We start from the raw sequence: 18,784 nt of genomic DNA on the forward strand, positions 1-18,784 counted from the left end.
GCAAGCAATCATAGAGTATCGCTCCAATAAACCCTTTGAATCCGTCAATGAATTAGGAAATGTGAAAGGCTTTGGAAAGAAGACTTTAGAGAAGCTCAAAGGAGAATTTATTGTAGAAGAATCTCCAAAGACAAAAGAGGGTAAAGGGAGCAAGGGAAAGAAAGAGAATAAAGAGTAAGGGAATTTGAGTTTATGGTGTCCAAAGGAAAGAATCTTGCGTTTAGATTCTAAGATTCCATAATCTTAAATTGCTTTAAATCCCCCATTGCAAAGCCTTCTATATATTGGATTATGGATTGCAACACTAGCGTTTGCAAGGACAGAAGTGGGAGACGCAATGACTAAGTGGTAGTATGTCATTGTGAGACTTTGTAAGAAGTCGTGTTGTGTGTTGCGTAAGCAACTCATCTGCTTTAGTGTAAATCTATAATGTTGCGCATAGAGTGTTTTATTTTAGTCATTGCGAGATTCCAATCGTGGCAATCTATTATCAAGCAAAAATTAGATTTAACAATGGAATCTTTAAAAATTTGAAGTTGTAGAATTATAAGTGAAATTCTGTGTTATGGATTACTTTGTTATTTTATTTCTTGCAAGGACAAGGTGGATAGAATCTTGAATGTGTTTGATTATGGATTGGATTGTTTTACCATTTCATATTTTATTTCTTACAAGAACAAAGAGGCTAATGGAATCTTTAGAATAGTTGTAAGAGGATTAAACTACTTCTTATCCTCTAAATCTTTGCAAGTTTTTGTGGAGATAAAAAGTGAAATACTAATCATTTCTTTTGTTGTTTCTTTCTTTTTTGGGATTTTTGGATAATTCTCTTTTGAGTTTCTCTAAAGTTTTATCTCTGAATCCTTTTGTATTCTTTAACTATTCTGCAAAAGGTTTCATAGAGCAATAATCAAGAATTATTTGTGCTTTTGCTTACCTTGTGTGTCTTATCTCAAAAGGATTCCTAGTATTCTTTTTAGATAAAAAGAGAGAATTTATTGCAAAGATTGCTAAAGGGAATAGGTGGGAATAAGTCGGTGCGCAAATGTGTGAAACACATAATTAAAAACAGAGGGTTTCTAGGGGGTAATAGAGGGTTAGCCTTTTTATCAATATTTCTATTTTGAGTGTATTTTATGAAAACAAATGTAAATTAATGGATAAAGTTTATTAATTAAAAAAGTTATGCTATAATTTCATCTCAATTTTATAGAAAGGATTTGTTGATGAGACAATATGAAACTTATAAATGCCAAAAATGTGGCAATGAGGTAGAAGTGCAAAATGTAGGTGGAGGTACATTGAGTTGTTGTGGAGCAGAAATGACTTGCATTACTAAAGACTTAACAGCTGTTAATCTTATGAAGGCTTTTGCTGGAGAATCTATGGCGCGCAATAAATATGATTTGTTTGCTGATGTAGCTCAAGAAGAAGGTTGGCACGCGGTGGCAACACATTTTAGAGAAGCGGCAGAAAATGAGAAATGGCACGCAAGAGCGGAATTTAAAGCATATCATAAAATTGTAGATGGAAAAGAATTGGAAATTACTGCAAAGAATTTGCTGACTGCAGCAGAGGGTGAAAATTATGAACATACGATAATGTATCCAAATTTTGCAAAAATTGCCGAAGAGGAAGGCAAAAAAGACATTGCAAGATTATTCACTGCGATTGGTAAGGTAGAAGTAGAACACGAAAGAGAATATTTGGAACTCAAAAAAATGCTAGACGAGGAAGGATTCTTTGAAAGCAGTAATGAGGAAGTTTGGGTTTGTGAAATTTGCGGACATATTCATAGAGGTAAAAAAGCTCCGGGTGCTTGTCCGCTTTGCAAAGCTTCTCGCGAATACTTTAAAAGAGAATTTTTGGGTTAATTTTCCTTTATTTAACTTCTTAAAACTTAAGAATTGTAGAGCTTTCATTCTACAATTCTTTTGTTTTTCTCAATGATTCATACAAAATTTTTTAATTTTATGGCTAATTTTTTATTTTGTTTGCTTTTTGTTAATTAAACCTAAAAAAAGTTGGGTAAAATGGCACTCTAATTTTGATAATAGGAACAAATATGAACCAAATACAAAAAATTGTGAATGGTGTAGTGAAAGGATTTTGTAGCTTTTTTGTTACATTTATCTTACTGATTGCTTATGGAAGTGCTTGTGCGGTGGCAACATTTGTGGAAAATGATTTTGGAACTCCAAGCGCAAAGGCATTGGTGTATAACACGGCTTGGTTTGATTTGTTGCATTTGCTTTTAGTGTTGAATCTCATTGGGGTGTTGCTTCTCTCTCGCGCATTGCAGCGCAAGAAATATGCTTCTTTCTTGTTTCATTCCTCTTTGGTTGTGATTTTTATCGGTGCGGCAATTACGCGTTATTATGGCTTTGAAGGCGTGATGCATATCCGTGAGGGAGAGCAGAGCAATACGATAGAATCGCAAGAGGAGTTTATGACGATTTTGGCAAAAGTTGATGAGAATCTTTACCGCGCATTTTTTCCAACAACTATTACGCCCCTAGTGCAAAAGCGATTCCATCAAAAATTACCCTTTGGAGATGGGGATTTAGAAGTGCAGTATGTGGATTTTATCCCGGCAAAAGACAAAATGGATACAGACAGATTAAAAGTAAAAGTTAGTTTCAAAGGCGAGAGTGAGGAGCTAGAAGTCTTGAAAAACGCTGGAGGAGGGCAGGTTACGCCTTTTATGCTTGGCGGAATGAAGTTTGCGCTAGATTGGGGAAGTCGCACGATTGCGCTACCTTTCGCGATTGCATTAAAAGACTTTCAACTAGACCGCTATGCGGGTTCAATGAGTCCTTCTTCGTATTCTTCGGAAGTTGTCTTGATAGACCCTGCAAACAATATAGAAAAGCCTTATAGGATTTTTATGAATAATGTCTTGGATTATGGAGGATTCCGCTTTTTTCAATCCTCGTATGATTTAGACGAGCAAGGAACGATTTTATCGGTGAATCGCGACCCCGGAAAGATTCCAACTTATATTGGCTATACAATGCTAACTTTGGGGCTATTGTGGGCATTTTTTGCAAAAAATGGACGCTTTTATCGTTTGGGGCAATACCTTAAAACGCAGAATCTGGTTGTGGCATTTGCCATTTCTCTTGGAATCTTCAGTGCGATTCCATTACACGCAAATCCTCAAATGGCTGAAAATCCGCAAACGGAGAATCCTCAAAGCGTCAATCCTCACGAGGGTAAGGACTTTGAGATTCCGCCAATCACAAGCGAGAGTATTTTGGATTTAATCAAGAATCTAAAAGAAAAGAGCGGCATACATTCAGAAAAATTTGGACGCTTAATCGTGCAGGATTTTGGCGGCAGAATGAAGCCTGTGGATACTTTGGCGATGGAATATCTGCATAAAATGACAAAAAAAGATTCCTTTTTAGGGCTTAGTAATATGGAATTGTTTTTGGGTATGATGGTGTATCCTAACGAGTTTAAAAAGGTGAAAATGTTAGCAGTTTCTACACCCAAGCTTAAAGAGATTATTGGTGTGGATAAAAATGAAAAATATATCGCCTTTGAGGATTTGTTTGCAGGAGATACCTATAAACTTAGTAATTATTTAGAGGAAGCGAATCGCAAAAAGCCCGCAATGCGTGATAAGTTTGACAAAGATGTGATGAGCGTAGATGAGCGCGTGAATGTGGCGTATTTGATTTATACCGCACAAGCATTGAGAATCCTCCCAAGCTTTAGCGGTGAAGGGGACAAATGGTTTGCGCCAAGTGAGGCGATTGCAAGTTTTGATAAAGAAAATGCAAGTCAGCTTCAAAAACTCTTTGGTGCGTATTTTAATAGCTTTCACTATGGGTTGGTAGAGAATAATTGGGAGAATGCGGATTTAGCTTTGGAAGCTTTCAATGGAATCCAAAACAAGTTTGGAGCGGCTTTGATTCCGCCCAAAATGCAAATTGACTTAGAGATTTTTTTAAACCATTACAATCCCTTTAAGAATCTTATGCCTTTGTATTTGCTCTTTGGAATCGTTCTGTTTGGAATCGTGCTTGTGCAGATTTTTAGACATAAAAATGCAGATATTCTAGCAAGTCGCTTGATACATTGGGTGATTGCACTTTTGGTTCTTGCGCACACGATTGCATTGGGTTTGCGTTGGTATGTCGGCGGACACGCCCCTTGGAGTAATGCCTATGAGTCTATGATTTATATTGCTTGGGCGGCTGGAATCTCTGGGGTTGTATTCTTTAGAAAAAGTTATTTAGCCCAAAGTATGGCAAGTTTCCTTGCTGGAATCTCTTTGTTTGTAGCACATTTGGGCTTTATGGACCCTCAAATTGGGAATCTTGTGCCTGTTTTAAAATCCTATTGGCTTAATATTCACGTCTCTATCATTACTGCAAGTTATGGATTCTTGGGGCTTTGCTTTATGCTAGGGGCTTTAACCTTGCTTTTGTTTGTTTTTAGAAGTCAAAAATATCCTGAACTAGACCGCACGATTCTCACTTTGCATACCATCAATGAAATGGCGATGATTTTAGGACTTGCAATGCTGACAATCGGGAACTTCTTAGGCGGTGTATGGGCAAACGAATCGTGGGGACGCTATTGGGGTTGGGACCCAAAGGAGACTTGGGCATTAATTTCTATTGTTGTGTATATCATCGTGCTACACGCGCGATTCATTCCAAAAGGAAACAATCCTTATGTTTTTGCCTCTCTTAGTGTGATTGCATTCTATTCTATTTTAATGACTTATTTTGGGGTAAATTTCTATCTCTCTGGATTGCATTCCTATGCCGCAGGAGACCCTTTACCGATTCCTGTATTTTTGTATTATTTTGTTGCCGCTACGATTCTACTCATTGTTTTTGCAGCAAGAAAAGGGGATTTACCCGCTCCAAAATTACCTTAAAGGAGCGGAATCTTTATGCTTTAAGTGTTGATTTTATAAATTTTTGGTATAATATAGGCTTATTTTTAATTTTAAGGGCAAAATTTTATGTCGCAAATCATTGGAATTAAAGCGAATAATGCAATTTATGATACACAAAGCGCAGAGGAATTAGGCTTAAAGGGTGAGCCAATTTATTTTGATAATTCCGAAGACGCACTCTCTATTATGCGCCACACTTGCGCACATTTAATGGCGGAAGCCATTAAAGCACTTTATCCTGAAGCGCAGTTTTTTGTGGGTCCTGTGGTAGAGGAGGGATTTTATTATGATTTTCGCATACAACATAAAATCAGCGAAGAGGATTTAAACAAAATAGAATCCAAAATGAAAGAAATCGCCAAAAAGGGTGAAAAAATCACAAAATATTCCCTAAAGCGTGAGGAAGCCATTGCTAAATTTCAAAATGATGATTTAAAACAAGCCGTCATTAGCAGGATTCCACTAGGTGATGGGACTTTGAGTATTTATGCACAAGGAGATTTTGAGGACTTGTGCCGTGGTCCGCATTTACCAACTTTAAAGCTTTTAAATGCTTTTAAACTCACAAAAATTGCTGGTGCTTATCTTGGAGGCGATGAAAATGCAGAAATGCTAACAAGAATCTATGGAATCGCGTTTGCAGATAAGGAATCGCTTAATAGCTATTTGCGTCAGTTAGAGGAAGCAAAGAAACGCGACCATAGAAAAGTCGGAATGGAAATGGAACTTTTCACCTTTGATGAGGAGATTGGAGCGGGGCTTCCGATTTGGCTACCTAAAGGCGCGAGACTTAGACGCAATCTTGAGCATTTATTAACCCAAGCGTTAATTGAGCGCGGATATGAGCCTGTACGTGGTCCAGAGATTCTAAAAAGTGCAGTGTGGAAAACGAGTGGGCATTATGCAAATTATGGCGAAAATATGTATTTTACAACGATTGATGAAGTAGAATACGGGATTAAGCCAATGAATTGTGTGGGGCATATCAAGGTGTATCAAAGTGCATTGCGAAGCTATCGGGAATTGCCTTTGCGATTCTATGAGTATGGCGTAGTGCATCGTCACGAAAAAAGTGGTGTATTACACGGATTGTTGCGTGTGCGCGAATTTACGCAAGATGACGCGCATATTTTTTGCCGCCCAAGTCAAATTGCAAGTGAAGTAGAAAATATCATTGATTTTACGCAAAAGATTATGAATGCCTTTGGATTTAGCTATGAAATGGAGATTTCAACCAAGCCTGAAAAATCTATCGGAAGCGATGAAATTTGGGAAGAAGCAACCAACGCACTTAAAGGCGCATTGAATCGTTGCGGAATCGCTTATAAGATTGATGAGGGGGGCGGGGCGTTTTATGGTCCAAAGATTGATATTAAAATCACCGATGCGATTGGGCGCAAATGGCAGTGTGGCACGGTGCAAATTGATATGAATCTACCCGACCGTTTCAATCTAGCTTATACTGATGAAAGCAATTCCGCACAACAACCTGTAATGATTCATCGTGCAATTTTGGGAAGCTTTGAGCGGTTTGTTGCGATTTTAACGGAGCATTTTGGCGGAGAATTTCCATTTTTTATTGCTCCTACACAAGTGATTATTATCCCAATTAATGAAGCGCAAAATGCTTATGCCAAAGAGTTGCGTAATGCGCTCTTGAAGGTCGGCGTGTATGCGGAGATTGAGGATAAGAATGAAACACTCAATAAAAGAATCCGCAATGCAGAAAAGCAGAGGGTTCCAATGATTGCGGTGTTGGGTGCAAAGGAGATGGAGGAGAGAAAGGTTGCGTTGCGGAATCGCCGCGAAAAAGCGCAATGCGAAATGTCATTGGACGAATTTATTGCATTAACAAAGGAGAAAATGCGTGAGGTTAGCTTTTGAGTAAGAATGATGATGTAATCCTCAATGAGGAGATTGATTTTCCACAAGTGCGTTGTGTCGGAGATGATGGTGAGCAGTATGGCTTAATCAGTTCGCAAGAGGCTTTAAAAATTGCAGATAGTAAGGGGTTGGATTTAGTCTTGATTGCACCGGACACAAAGCCGCCGGTGTGCAAAATAATGGATTATGGAAAGTTTCGTTACCAACAAGAAAAGAAGCAAAAAGAAGCCAAGAAAAAACAAAAGCAAATTGAGATTAAAGAGATTAAACTCTCTGTTAAGATTGCGAGTAACGATATTAATTATAAAGTCAAACACGCAAAGGAATTTTTAGAGGAAAACAAGCACGTGCGATTCCGCGTCTTTTTGCGTGGGCGTGAGGTGAGCGAACCACAAGCAGGGTTTGAGGTTCTAAATAAGGTCGCAGCTATGCTAGAAGATGTTGCAAATATTGAGCGCGATTATAAAGTAGAGGGACGTTATGTGAATATGCTTGTAACGCCAAAGAAATAATTTATCTTATGAAAGGAGAAAAGCAATGCCAAAAATGAAAACAAATCGTGGCGCAGCAAAGAGATTCAAACTCAAAAAGAATCTTATCAAACGCGGTTCTGCTTTTAAAAGTCATATTTTGACTAAGAAGCGTCCAAGAAAAATTGCGAATTTGAATGCACCAAAATATGTAAATGATGCCAACATTGAATCGGTTAAAAAAATGCTTTGTATGGCATAGACAAGAGAGAAGTTTCATACATTAAAGTATGTCATTCCCCAAGTTTTTGGGCAAGTTTGGTAGAAATACCACACCACAATATAATAAATGATGGTAAAGGATTAAAATGGCAAGAGTGAAAACAGGAGTTGTGCGAAGACGCAGACACAAAAAGGTTTTAAAATTAGCGCGTGGATTTTATAGTGCTAGACATAAGCATTTTAGAAAGGCAAAAGAGCAACTAGAAAGAAGTTTATGTTACGCATTCCGCGATAGAAAGCAAAAGAAAAGAGACTTTAGAAAGCTTTGGATTGTCCGAATCAATGCGGCGTGCAGAATCAATGCAATCAGTTATTCAAGATTTATGTTTGGGCTTAAAAAGGCTGGAATTACATTAGATAGAAAAATTTTGGCAGATATTGCGATGAATGAGCCAACAGCATTTGCAAAAATCGTTGAGAGTGCAAAAGCTGCGCTATAAGATTTTGGGATTCCTTTTGGAATCCTAGAGAAATCTTTTGAAATGAATATGTAATGTTAATTTTAAAGGATTTCTATGTTAAAGAGATTGATTGTTATTTTTGGTGTTTGGGTGGGTTTAGTTGGTGTAGCAAGTGCGGAGATGCTAATCAAACAAGATTTAAGTGTAAGTGCGGAATTGGAAGCTACTAAGTATGTAAGTTTGGTTAATGTGAGGGAAAATGAAAGTTTGCGCAAACTCAAAACTTTGAGCTTGGCGGATAAAAATGCTATCATTAAAACCTATAATAATATCAATGGATTCTTAAGCAAGGATAGCATTTGCAAGGGTGGAAGTTTTAGTATTAGCCCAATCTATGAGTATAAAAATGGCAAAAAAACCCAAAATGGATTTGAAAGTCTTTATACTTTAAATTGTGAATTTAACGAAGCGCAGAAAGAGGATTACAACAAGATTATTCAAAAAATTGAAAGCGAAGTGAGGGGAAATTCTTATTTGTTGTTTGCTCTTCCAAGCATTGATAAAGTGTTAGACGAAAAATCGCTAATGGAAATTGATGAGCAACTCAATGTAAAAATGTTAGAACTTGCTTTACAAAAAGCTAAAGAATATTCCAATCTTTCTAGGCAAAAGTGTAGTATCAAGGAGATTAATTTAAATGCGATTTCACATCAAAAGCCTACGCCTATTTTAATGAAATCTACTTTAAACGCAGCACCAAGAATGGAAGCAGCAATGCTAGAGGATATAAGTTTGCCAACTGCTAAAAATACACAAAAAACAGCACAAGGCAGTGTTATTTTTAGCTGTCGCTAAAATCTCTATATTCCTTTTATTTTCTGTACTGACTCTAGTGCATCTTGAACGATGTGGTTTGTGTATTGTTGTAATAATTCCAAACTTGCATAACCGCTTAATACGCCTATGCTTTTTATGTTTGCATTGTTTGCTGCTTGAATATCCAAAGGTGTATCGCCAATCATATAAATATTGTCTTGCGCAATATTTGTGGGCATAGACTTTAAAGCCAACAAAATGGGTTCGGCACTTGGTTTAGCCTCTTTAACATCTTCTCTGCCAACCACACAAGTAAAGTATTCTAAGACCTTGAGGTGTTCTAAAATAATTTTAGAATATTTACCTGTTTTGGTTGTTACGACTCCCAAATGCGCAAAGGAATACGCTTCTGTAATTGCTTGTTGTGCATTATCTAGTAGATGTGTTTTAGCATTGCAAATTTCTCCATAATATTCCCGATACACCGCAATAAACTCTGGAATCTTAGAGGATTCTACGCCAAAAGTTTTAAACATATCCTCTAGTGTATGCCCAATCTGCAAACTAACTTTTTCGTAGCTTGGAATCGGGTGGTTAAAAGTTTCAAAAGCCTTGCAAACCCCCTCATAAACCGCTTGTGTGGAATCAATTAGAGTGCCATCTAAGTCGAATAAAATAATCTTATCTTTCATTGTGTTTTGAGCCTTTTAATACTATGAACTTAAGTTTGAAAGTGTAACTAATTTTAGTTTAAAGGTTTAAGGCATTTTTGATTATAATTACAAATTCAACTAGAAAAACAAGAGTGGAGAAATGAAAAATATAGAATCCCAAAATATTCCTAAACTTGATGGAAATTTTGATAAAGATTTATTGCAAAAGGCTGCAAAAGAATTTGGCACACCTTTATATGTTTATGATTTGGATAGAATCCAAGAAAAATATGAGCAGATAAAAGCGGCTTTTGGTGGAAGAAAAACAATGATTTGTTATGCGTTAAAAGCAAATTCTAATTTGAGCGTGATTAAAAAGTTGGCGAGTTTGGAGAGTGGGGCAGATTGTGTTTCCTTAGGAGAGATTCAACGCGCCATTTTGGCTGGGATTCCTAAATATAAGATTATTTATAGTGGTGTGGGTAAGCAGGAATTTGAGATTAAAGAGGCTTTGAAATATGGAATTTTGTTTATTAATGTGGAAAGCAAAGAAGAGATGTTGCTTGTAGAAGCCTGTGCGAAAGAGCTAGGAATCTCTGCTAGAATCTCTGTGCGCGTCAATCCAGACATTGACCCACAAACACACCCCTATATTTCAACAGGGCTAAAAGAAAACAAGTTTGGCGTAAGTATTGAGGAAGCTAAAGCCTTGTATTTGTTAGCGCATAATTCTAAATATTTAGAGCCTGTTGGAATCCATTTTCACATTGGAAGTCAATTAACCAAGCTCAAACCCATTGCAGAATCTGCACAAAAAATTGCGCAATTAACGCATAGCCTACTTGCGCTTAAAATGGACATCAAGTTTTTTGATGTTGGTGGTGGCATTGGAATCACTTATAGCGATGAAGTTACGATTAAACCTTATGATTATGCACAGGTAATTTTAGAGGAATTGCGTGGATTGGATTTGACGATTATTTGTGAGCCGGGCAGGTTTATTGTCGGAAATAGCGGAATATTTTTGACAAAAGTGCTTTATCAAAAAGAACACCAAAATAAGCGGTTTGTTATCGTAGATGGCGCAATGAATGATTTGATTCGCCCGAGTCTTTACAATGCGTATCATCAGATTGTGCCTTTTGTGGAATCTCAAGATGTAAGTCCAACAGATGTGGTAGGTCCTATTTGTGAAAGTGGGGATTATTTGGGTAAAAATATTTCTTTGCCAATTTTACAAAACGGAGATTTGTTAGCTGTGCTGAGTGCAGGGGCGTATGGGTTCAGTATGGCGAGTAACTACAACACGCGTCCGCGTTGCGCAGAAGTTGCAATAGAGGCTAAAAAAATGCGGCTAATCCGCAAAAGAGAAAGCATAGAGGATTTAATTGCATTGGAAAAAGACTATCTATAAAGGAAACTTCAATGGATTTACAAAAATTTAGAACAGAAATTGATAGCATTGATGATACGATTTTGGAATTATTAGAAAAGCGTATGGAAATTGTAAAACGTATAGGTAAAGCAAAATTACAAAATAATGCACCTATTTATCGTCCAGAGAGGGAAAAAGAGATTCTTGATAGATTGACTTCTAAAGGTTCTTTGCTGCTCAATAAATCTGCTATTGAAGCAATTTATTTAGAAATTTTTGCAGTAAGTCGGAATCTTGAATTACCTGAGCGTGTGGCGTATTTGGGACCACTTGGAAGTTATACGCATCAAGCAGCAGAAAGTAGGTTTGGGGCAATGTGTGAGTATTTTTCCCACAATACTATTACACAGGCAGTTAAAAGCGTAGAGAATCAACGCGCAAGCTATGCGGTGATTCCGATTGAAAATAGTCAAAATGGTGTAGTGGGTGAGACTTTGGATTTACTAAGGAATACAGAGTTAAAAATTGTCGCTGAAATTTATATGCCTATCCATCATTGTTTTGCAAGTTGGACGCGAAAGATTCAAGAAATTGAAATCATTTATTCTAAAGATATTGCTTTTGGGCAATGTTCTAGCTTTTTGAGTGAGCATTCCTTAGATCATATTCAAAGAATCGCAGTAGATTCTACCGCACGTGCAGTGCAACTTGCGGGGGATAATCCAAAATGTGCTGCTATTTGCTCTCCTATTGCAGCAAAACTCTACAACACTCCTATTTTATTTGAAAACATTGAAAATAATGCGGACAACAAAACGCGTTTTATTGTAGTGAGCAATTTTAAAAATCAACCTTGCGGTAAAGACAAAACTTCTTTGTGCGCAATTTTGGCGAACGATGATAAACCGGGTGCGATTTATCGTCTGCTTTATGATGTAAAAGAATTAAATATTAATATGACTTTTTTCCAATCTCGTCCAAAGCTTGCAGGAAATGATTTTGACTATTGTTTCTTTATTGATATTGATGGGCATATTGATGATGAGAATGTGAGTGAATTGTTTAGACGTTATCCAAATGAGTTAAAATGGCTTGGCAGTTACTTGAAAATGTAAAACTTGAAAATTTAAAAAAAGATTTTATATAATAAAATTTTCATTAAGGAGAAAATATGGCAGAAGAAGAAACCAAAAAAGAATCCAAATTAGAGGGTTTAAAACAGAATAAAATGTTGCTATTTATCATCATTGGCGTAGTGGCATTGTTGCTTATCATATTAATTGTTGTTGCAATTTTGATTTTTAGTGGGGGAGATGAGCCAGAAGCACAAAATGTTGCTCCACAACAACAAAGTGCAGCTAACAAGGGAAGTGCAGCCAATCCTAATAGTAATCTTTTAAGTGTTGGTCCTATGTATCCTTTGGATCAATTTATTGTGAATCTTATGACTTCAGGCGGAGGAAAACGCTATCTTAAAACCTCTATTGCATTGGAGCTTAGCATTGTAGAAATGCAAACCGAGCTTGATACAAAGCGAGATATTTTGCGTGATGTAATCATTTCAATTCTTAGTTCAAAAACTTTTGAAGAAGTGCAAACTGCAAAAGGCAAACAAAAACTTAAAGAAGAGATCATGGAACGTTTAAACGAGTTCTTGGTTGATGGCAGGATTGCGAATATGTTTTTCACTGAATTTGTTGTGCAATAGTTGCATTTTCTATGTTTGAAGTGGGCGTGGATATTGTCAAGATTAAGCGCATAGAATCTTTATTGGCAAAATTTGGCGATAAGGGAATGAAGAGGTTTTTAAATAAATCTGAAATAGAGATTGCCAAGAATCCCCAAAGCCTTGCGGGATTTTGGGCGGCGAAAGAAGCTTGTTCTAAGGCTCTTAAATGTGGAATCGGAAAAGAATTAGGATTCCACGATATGTGGATTTTTAAGGATAAAAAGGGTGCTCCAATGCTTCGTTTGAGTGCAGAGAAATTGGCTTATTTTAAGATTCATTCCTTAAGCCTTTCTATCTCCCACGATGGTGGATTTGCCATTGCGGTTGTCGCAGTTAGCTTCAAAAACAAATAAATCTTATCAAACTATAATTTTAAAGAGATTATAATTACAAGTTTATCTCTAAGATTCAAGGAATTTGATGTTGCGTTTATGCTCTACCTCCATAGTTCGTAAGCAAATTTTGGAAGAGTATGGAATCCCTTTTGTTCAATGCGATAATGGGTTTGATGAGGAGCAGTTGCCTTTGGATAAACCTGAAAGCTTTGTTTATCAAGCAACACTTGGCAAACACAAGAGTGCGTTATCTTTATATGGCTTGGATTTGCCGCTTTTGATTGTGGATAGCGTCATTGATTGTCAAGGAATCTTGCAAAGAAAAGCAAAAAATAAAGCAGAGGCGTGTAATTTCTTGGAGGCGCAAAGTGGCAAAACATTAAAAATTTTGACTTGTTCTATTCTACATTGTAAGAGGTTTTTTTATATGGATTTAAGTCAAACTGCTTTTGAGTTTTTTCCTTTTGCACAACAAGATTTAGAGTTTTATTTAAAAAGTGATTTATGGCAAAATAAAGCAGGTGCAGTAATGGTAGAGGGATTCCATAAAAATTATATTAAGCAACAAGTGGGGGCGACTTCTAATGCAATGGGATTAAACATAGAATCTCTCTTGCCTTTTTTAAGGAATGCAGTATGAATACAACAATGGTTGCCGTAATGCTTGCTACCTCCATTGTAATTGGATTAATTGGTTTGATTGCATTTTTGTGGGGATTAAAAAGTGGGCAGTTTGATGATGAGAAAAAAATGATGCAAGGGGTATTGTTTGATAGTGAAGAGGATTTGCGTCACGCAGTAAAAGATAAATCAAAAACCAATTTAAAGGAAAATGAATGAAAGAAATTTATGATATTGCAATTATCGGTGGTGGTCCGGGCGGAATTGCATCGGCAGTAGAATCAATGATTTTGGGCATTAAAGATGTTGTTTTGTTTGAAAAAGGCGAGGGACATTCTACAACGATTCGTAAGTTTTATAAAGACAAAAAACGCGTAGATAAGGATTATAAAGGGCAAAAAGTTGAGTTAAATGGAAATATTTACTTCTGCGATGGAACAAAGGAAAGCACCTTGGATTTATTTGATAAAATTATCCAAGAAAATGGTTTTGAAGCGCAATTTCAAACTGAAGTAGAATCCATTGAAAAACAAGGGAATTATTTCGTGGTGCATACTGCAAAAAATACAACTATCAAGGCAAAATTTATTATCATCTCTATTGGCAAAATGGGGCAACCCAATAAGCCTAGCTATCCGATTCCAACAAGCATTAAGAATCTTGTGAATTTTAATGCAAATAGTTGTGTAGATGGTGAAAAGATTTTAGTTGTGGGTGGAGGAAACTCCGCAGTAGAATATGCGTGTGTGCTTAGCGAGAGTAATCCTGTAACATTAAATTATCGCAGAAAAGAATTTTCAAGAATTAATGAGACAAATCAAGAAAGCTTGAGTGCATGTTTTGAAAATGGAAAGATTGAACCTAAGTTGGGAGTTGATATTCAAAGTTTAGAGGATAAAGAGGGTAAGGTTCAAGTCAATTTTACGGATAATACAAGCGCAATCTATGATCGTGTAGTTTATGCTATTGGAGGAATGGCACCTGTGGATTTTCTGCGTAAATGCGGCGTAGAATTAGATGCCGATGGAGTTCCATTGATAGATGATAAGCATCAAAGCTCCATTCAAGGCGTTTATATTGCAGGGGATATTTTATATAAAAATGGCGGTTCTATTGCGGCGGCATTGAATCACGGATTTGATATTGTGCAAGAAATTAAAAGACGGCTTGGTTAAATGAAATATCATTTAAACTTTATATTATATAGTTTAAGATAGAATCCCAAGTCTATTTACAGCACTCAATTTTAATAATTTTAAGGATTAAGAAATGGCAAGAAAATGTTTTTTTACAGGTAAGGGTCCAATGGTTGGCAATAATGTAAGTCACGCAAATAATAAAACCAAAAAACGTTCTCTACCCAATCTAAGAACGGTTAGAATCAAACTAGAAGATGGTAGAGCAATGAAAGTAAGAATTGCAGCTTCTACATTGCGCACTATGAAGAAACGCTCTTAATCCTTGTTTTTAGGATTGGGCTGTGGCTTTTGATAGGCTCAAAAAATTTCTCCATTGGGAAAGCACTCAAAAGCCAGACATTGATATGTCTGGTTTGCTTTATGAACAGCTAAAGCCTTTCCGCGCATCTTTTTTATTAATCTTTGCAGGTTTAATACTTAGTACACTTGGCTATATGGTCATTACAGACTATAGCTTAATGGACGCATTTTTTCAGGCTTCTTATACTTTTACAACAACAGGCTTTGGTGCATTAAAAGAGGGTGAGTTTGATGGTTTAAGTATATTTTATACCGCATTTGTTATGTTGGCAGGTTCTCTAGTCTTAAGCTTTTGCGTCATTAGTGTGATTGAGGTGCTTAGTCGGGGAAAACTCATTCCAATTATCAAGGAGCGCAATATGATTTACAAGATTGCACGTTTAAAAAATCATTTTATTATTTGTTATCACAATGAATATACCATACAACTAGCACTTCAATTTCGTGAAGCGCATATTCCTTTTGTTGTAGTGGATCGCAACGATTCTTTAGAAGATATTGCGCAAAAATATCATTATCCATTTTTTATTAATGAAGACCCTCATACAGAGATTGCAATGTTGAAATGCCATCTATCTAGTGCGCGTGGCGTGATTACATTGTCTAATAATATTGCAGATAATATTGCGCAAATTACTTCCGTTAGGCTTTATGAGAGAGAATTGGGCAGAAAACCCTATTTTGTGATAGGGAATGCAAAAAACAATGAAGACGAAGAAAAATTAAAAAAGCTTGGAGCGGATTCCGCAGTTTCTCCTTCAAGATTGTTTGCCCAAAGAGTTAATGCAATGGCAACGCGTCCAGATATGGAGAATTTATTGGAACGTTTTGCTTATCAAAAAGATACCCCGCTAGATTTAGAAGAGATTATTGTTCCACGTTATTCTTGGCTTGTGCTAAAGAAGTTAAAAGAAGCGCACGTGCGAGAAATTACGCAGACTTCTGTTGTAGGAATTACGCAAAAAGATGGAAAATTTATCTCAATGCCTAATGGAGATACTCTTGTAACAAGTGGGTGCAAATTGTTAGTGATTGGGACTTCTCAAGGTGTGCGTCTAACAAAGCAGCTAATATCCAAAAAAGATAAACCAGAGGAGTTAAAATATGTTTAGTTTCTTTCCAATTCAAGGTGGAGTTGCAGCCGCAGAGGGGTTTTATTGCGATGGCGTCAATGCAGGATTAAAGAGTCAAGGGGCTTTAGATGTTGCCTTTATTTACGCAGATTCCTTATGTGAAGTGGAGGGGATTTTCACGGAGAACAGATTTTGTGCTGCTCCCATTTTGCACTATAAGGAATACGATAAAGATTTTCAAACAAATTTTGTTTTAATTAATTCCAAAAATGCCAATGCGCTAACGGGCGATGAGGGTATAAAGAATGTTAAAGAAGTATTGGGAAAACTCCAAGAGAAATTTTCCGAGATTAAGAATCCCATAATGAGTTCCACAGGAGTTATAGGGGTGCAATTGCCCAAAGAAAAAATTATAGAATCGTTTGCAAAGTTTGATTTAGGCAAAAAAGAAGATTTGTGTGCAGCAGAAGCAATTATGACAACAGATAGATTTAGCAAAAGAATTGCTTTTGAGGTGGTTTTGGAGGATAAAACAAGTTTTAAAATCGGCGCGATGTGTAAAGGTGCGGGAATGATTAATCCCTCTTTGGCAACAATGCTATGTTTTATTACAACAGATGCGAAGATTCCAAGATCTGATATGAAAGAGATTTTGCAAAAGGCGGCAAAAACAACTTTTAATGCCATTAGTGTAGATGGGGATACTTCTACAAATGATACTATTTTGCTTCTAAGCAATGGTAAGAGTGGAGCGTATGATAAAGAAGCTTTTGGGTTTGTATTAGAAAAGCTTATGCATAAATTAGCAACGGATATTGTGCGTGATGGCGAGGGCTCAACAAAGCTTGTAGCTTTTGAGGTTAGGGGGGCAAAAACACAAGAAGAAGCACAAAAGGCAGCAAAGGCTTTAAGTCAATCTTTGCTTGTCAAAACGGCATTATTTGGTTGCGACCCTAATTGGGGTAGAATCGCATCAACGATTGGAGCAAGTGGAATTGAGTGCGATTCTAAAACATTAGAAATTTACTTCAATGAAGTATGTGTATATAAACAAGGAACAATCTATTTTGATGAAGAAAATGAAAAAAAAGCCGCTGAAGTTTTAAGGCAAGATTCTTTTAGGATTTCTTGTGAGATTGGCAAAGGTGAGGAATCTTTTGTGGCTTATGGTTGTGATTTGGGCTATGAATATGTAAAAATCAATGCAGATTATCGTTCTTAATTAAAGATAAAAAATTTAAAAAATGGTAAGTATTAAGGCAAGTTTGTCTATAATTAGATTTTTAGTTTAACTTCAAGGGAGAACCGATGTTGCACGAATATCGCGATGAAATTAGTGTGTTAAAGCAGGAAAATGCGCATTTTGCAAAGATTTTTGATGAACATAATGAGTTGGATCAAAAAATCCAAGACATAGTAGAAGGCAGAGAACATGTTTCAGATATGGAATTATCCGAACTAAAGCGCAAGAAGCTTGATTTGAAAGATGAAGCTTATGCTATGGTAATGGAATACATCAAAGAAAACAAAAAATAATATAAAGCCTTTTTAAGGCTTTATAAGGATTCTTCCTCCTTTAAATAATAAAAATCCCCGAAAATATAGATAAATAGTTTTATGGTGTTACAATTATACAAAGTGAGTTATTTTTACACATTAATCACTTTTTGCAGGATTTGCAATCCATAAAAGTAAATTTTTTAAGCGCATTTTTTTTATAATCAGACTTGTAACTTTAAAATTAAAATTTAGGAGGCATTATGCTTGAGATTAGATGGCATAGCCGTGCAGGACAAGGTGCAGTAACCGGAGCAAAAGGTTTAGCAGATGTGATTGCAGGGACGGGCAAAGAGGTGCAGGCGTTTGCGTTTTATGGTTCAGCAAAAAGAGGTGCAGCAATGACTGCCTATAACCGCATTGATGATACACCCATTCTTAATCACGAAAAATTTATGAATCCCGATTATATTTTAGTTATTGACCCGGGTTTAGTCTATATCACAGATATTTGCGCAAATGAGAAGGATTCCACAAAATACATTATTACGACACATTTAAGCAAAGAGGAGTTTTTGGAATCCAAGCCGGAGCTTAAAGGCAAGGAGGTTTATACATTAGATTGTATTGGACTTTCTTTAGAAGCATTTGGCAAGTCAATCCCTAACGCACCAATGCTTGGAGCATTTTTGAAAATTTCTGGTGCGCTAGATTTGGACTTTTTCTTGGAATCTTTCAAGAAAGTATTAGGCAAAAAACTTCCCCAAAAAGTGATTGATGCAAATATGGAAGTGATTAGAAAAGCATACAACGAAGTAAAATAGGAGAAAATTATGGAATATAAAGGCTGGAATGAATTTGAAGCGGGTTCTGTGCTGTTTCCTTTTGATAAAGGCAATGCGGCAGTAGAAAAACACGCAGATTCTAGGGATTATCGTGAGGATAGCTCTTATAAGGCAAGTGTGGCGCATTGGCGTGTAGAAAAACCTGTTTATAATACAGAGCATTGCATTAATTGCTATTTTTGCTGGGTTTATTGTCCGGATTCTTCAATTCTTGTGAGAGATGAAAAAATGAGTGGTGTGGATTATGTGCATTGCAAGGGCTGTGGTGTGTGCGTAGATGTATGTCCAACCAATCCTAAATCGCTGCTAATGTTTAGTGATTATGAAAGCAATGAAAATGCGCTTAGCAAGTGGCCTAAAAAAGAAGAAAAGAAAAAGGATTAATA

At 36.5% G+C, this 18,784-nt stretch carries 24 protein-coding genes; 22 read left to right on the forward strand and 2 right to left on the reverse strand.

The genetic code is table 11. The annotated features are described in order from the left end of the window. Positions 1–10 precede the first annotated feature (10 nt). On the forward strand, positions 11–178 hold the full coding sequence (locus BS85_RS11070; RefSeq protein ID WP_245596303.1) for a helix-hairpin-helix domain-containing protein: 168 nt from the start codon (positions 11–13) through the stop codon (positions 176–178). A gap of 65 nt (positions 179–243) precedes the next feature. On the opposite strand, the gene BS85_RS11390 is transcribed toward BS85_RS11070, so the two are convergent. Continuing rightward, entirely contained in the window at positions 244–408 is a 165-nt protein-coding gene (locus BS85_RS11390) for a hypothetical protein (protein WP_156938063.1), read from the reverse strand. A 195-nt stretch (positions 409–603) separates the two neighbouring features. Here BS85_RS11390 and BS85_RS0105380 point away from each other — a divergent pair, with 195 nt between their 5' ends. From BS85_RS0105380 to BS85_RS0105415, 8 genes are all read left to right on the forward strand, one after another. Beyond that, positions 604–825 carry a hypothetical protein gene (locus tag BS85_RS0105380; protein WP_026943896.1) on the forward strand — a complete coding sequence of 74 codons (222 nt, stop codon included), beginning with the start codon at positions 604–606 and terminating at the stop codon, positions 823–825. 401 nt (positions 826–1,226) lie between these two features. Continuing rightward, complete coding sequence (locus BS85_RS0105385) at positions 1,227–1,874, forward strand: ferritin family protein (protein ID WP_026943897.1); 648 nt, start codon at positions 1,227–1,229, stop codon at positions 1,872–1,874. Between the two features lie 191 nt (positions 1,875–2,065). Continuing rightward, the gene (ccsA, locus tag BS85_RS0105390; protein WP_026943898.1) at positions 2,066–4,897 is read left to right on the forward strand and encodes a cytochrome c biogenesis protein CcsA; all 2,832 of its coding nucleotides are present in this window, start codon (positions 2,066–2,068) and stop codon (positions 4,895–4,897) included. A gap of 87 nt (positions 4,898–4,984) precedes the next feature. Next, positions 4,985–6,802, forward strand: a complete 1,818-nt coding sequence (gene thrS, locus BS85_RS0105395; RefSeq protein WP_026943899.1) for a threonine--tRNA ligase — start codon at positions 4,985–4,987, stop codon at positions 6,800–6,802. Continuing rightward, a complete protein-coding gene (gene infC / locus BS85_RS0105400) occupies positions 6,799–7,314 on the forward strand; it encodes a translation initiation factor IF-3 (RefSeq protein WP_026943900.1) in 516 nt (171 codons plus the stop codon). The genes thrS and infC overlap by 4 nt, the downstream gene beginning before the upstream one ends. 25 nt (positions 7,315–7,339) lie before the next feature. Then, on the forward strand, positions 7,340–7,534 hold the full coding sequence (rpmI, locus tag BS85_RS0105405) for a 50S ribosomal protein L35 (RefSeq protein WP_026943901.1): 195 nt from the start codon (positions 7,340–7,342) through the stop codon (positions 7,532–7,534). 106 nt (positions 7,535–7,640) lie between these two features. Further along, entirely contained in the window at positions 7,641–7,994 is a 354-nt protein-coding gene (rplT, locus tag BS85_RS0105410) for a 50S ribosomal protein L20 (protein WP_026943902.1), read from the forward strand. Between the two features lie 75 nt (positions 7,995–8,069). Further along, positions 8,070–8,810 (forward strand): SIMPL domain-containing protein, encoded by a 741-nt coding sequence (locus tag BS85_RS0105415; RefSeq protein ID WP_026943903.1) that lies wholly within the window; start codon positions 8,070–8,072, stop codon positions 8,808–8,810. 5 nt (positions 8,811–8,815) lie between these two features. On the opposite strand, the gene BS85_RS0105420 is transcribed toward BS85_RS0105415, so the two are convergent. Next, positions 8,816–9,463 (reverse strand): HAD family hydrolase, encoded by a 648-nt coding sequence (locus BS85_RS0105420; protein WP_026943904.1) that lies wholly within the window; start codon positions 9,461–9,463, stop codon positions 8,816–8,818. A 121-nt stretch (positions 9,464–9,584) separates the two neighbouring features. Here BS85_RS0105420 and lysA point away from each other — a divergent pair, with 121 nt between their 5' ends. The 13 genes from lysA (at position 9,585) to BS85_RS0105485 (ending at position 18,782) form a co-directional block, all read left to right on the forward strand. After that, the gene (gene lysA / locus BS85_RS0105425) at positions 9,585–10,838 is read left to right on the forward strand and encodes a diaminopimelate decarboxylase (RefSeq protein ID WP_084310196.1); all 1,254 of its coding nucleotides are present in this window, start codon (positions 9,585–9,587) and stop codon (positions 10,836–10,838) included. An 11-nt stretch (positions 10,839–10,849) separates the two neighbouring features. Continuing rightward, positions 10,850–11,914: a chorismate mutase gene (gene pheA, locus BS85_RS0105430; protein WP_026943906.1), complete on the forward strand. Its 1,065-nt coding sequence runs from the start codon at positions 10,850–10,852 to the stop codon at positions 11,912–11,914. 56 nt (positions 11,915–11,970) lie between these two features. Next, positions 11,971–12,507 (forward strand): flagellar basal body-associated protein FliL, encoded by a 537-nt coding sequence (gene fliL / locus BS85_RS0105435; RefSeq protein ID WP_026943907.1) that lies wholly within the window; start codon positions 11,971–11,973, stop codon positions 12,505–12,507. Positions 12,508–12,518: 11 nt separating this feature from the next. Next, complete coding sequence (gene acpS / locus BS85_RS0105440) at positions 12,519–12,881, forward strand: holo-ACP synthase (RefSeq protein ID WP_026943908.1); 363 nt, start codon at positions 12,519–12,521, stop codon at positions 12,879–12,881. Positions 12,882–12,948: 67 nt separating this feature from the next. After that, a complete protein-coding gene (maf, locus tag BS85_RS0105445; protein ID WP_026943909.1) occupies positions 12,949–13,503 on the forward strand; it encodes a septum formation inhibitor Maf in 555 nt (184 codons plus the stop codon). After that, on the forward strand, positions 13,500–13,703 hold the full coding sequence (gene ccoS / locus BS85_RS0105450; protein WP_026943910.1) for a cbb3-type cytochrome oxidase assembly protein CcoS: 204 nt from the start codon (positions 13,500–13,502) through the stop codon (positions 13,701–13,703). Before maf ends, ccoS begins: the two co-directional genes overlap by 4 nt. Beyond that, on the forward strand, positions 13,700–14,659 hold the full coding sequence (locus BS85_RS0105455; RefSeq protein WP_026943911.1) for an NAD(P)-binding domain-containing protein: 960 nt from the start codon (positions 13,700–13,702) through the stop codon (positions 14,657–14,659). Before ccoS ends, BS85_RS0105455 begins: the two co-directional genes overlap by 4 nt. A 94-nt stretch (positions 14,660–14,753) precedes the next feature. Further along, entirely contained in the window at positions 14,754–14,942 is a 189-nt protein-coding gene (gene rpmB, locus BS85_RS0105460) for a 50S ribosomal protein L28 (protein WP_026943912.1), read from the forward strand. A gap of 22 nt (positions 14,943–14,964) precedes the next feature. Continuing rightward, positions 14,965–16,095, forward strand: coding sequence for a potassium channel family protein (locus tag BS85_RS0105465; RefSeq protein ID WP_026943913.1), 1,131 nt, complete (start codon positions 14,965–14,967; stop codon positions 16,093–16,095). After that, a complete protein-coding gene (gene argJ, locus BS85_RS0105470) occupies positions 16,088–17,278 on the forward strand; it encodes a bifunctional glutamate N-acetyltransferase/amino-acid acetyltransferase ArgJ (protein WP_026943914.1) in 1,191 nt (396 codons plus the stop codon). Before BS85_RS0105465 ends, argJ begins: the two co-directional genes overlap by 8 nt. Positions 17,279–17,364: 86 nt before the next feature. Further along, positions 17,365–17,592: an HP1242/YdcH family protein gene (locus BS85_RS0105475; protein WP_026943915.1), complete on the forward strand. Its 228-nt coding sequence runs from the start codon at positions 17,365–17,367 to the stop codon at positions 17,590–17,592. A gap of 224 nt (positions 17,593–17,816) precedes the next feature. Then, positions 17,817–18,377: a pyruvate flavodoxin oxidoreductase subunit gamma gene (locus BS85_RS0105480; RefSeq protein ID WP_026943916.1), complete on the forward strand. Its 561-nt coding sequence runs from the start codon at positions 17,817–17,819 to the stop codon at positions 18,375–18,377. A gap of 9 nt (positions 18,378–18,386) precedes the next feature. Then, on the forward strand, positions 18,387–18,782 hold the full coding sequence (locus BS85_RS0105485) for a 4Fe-4S dicluster-binding protein (RefSeq protein WP_026943917.1): 396 nt from the start codon (positions 18,387–18,389) through the stop codon (positions 18,780–18,782). Positions 18,783–18,784: the final 2 nt, after the last annotated feature.

This window comes from Helicobacter rodentium ATCC 700285 (assembly GCF_000687535.1).
Taxonomy (GTDB): domain Bacteria; phylum Campylobacterota; class Campylobacteria; order Campylobacterales; family Helicobacteraceae; genus Helicobacter_D; species Helicobacter_D rodentium.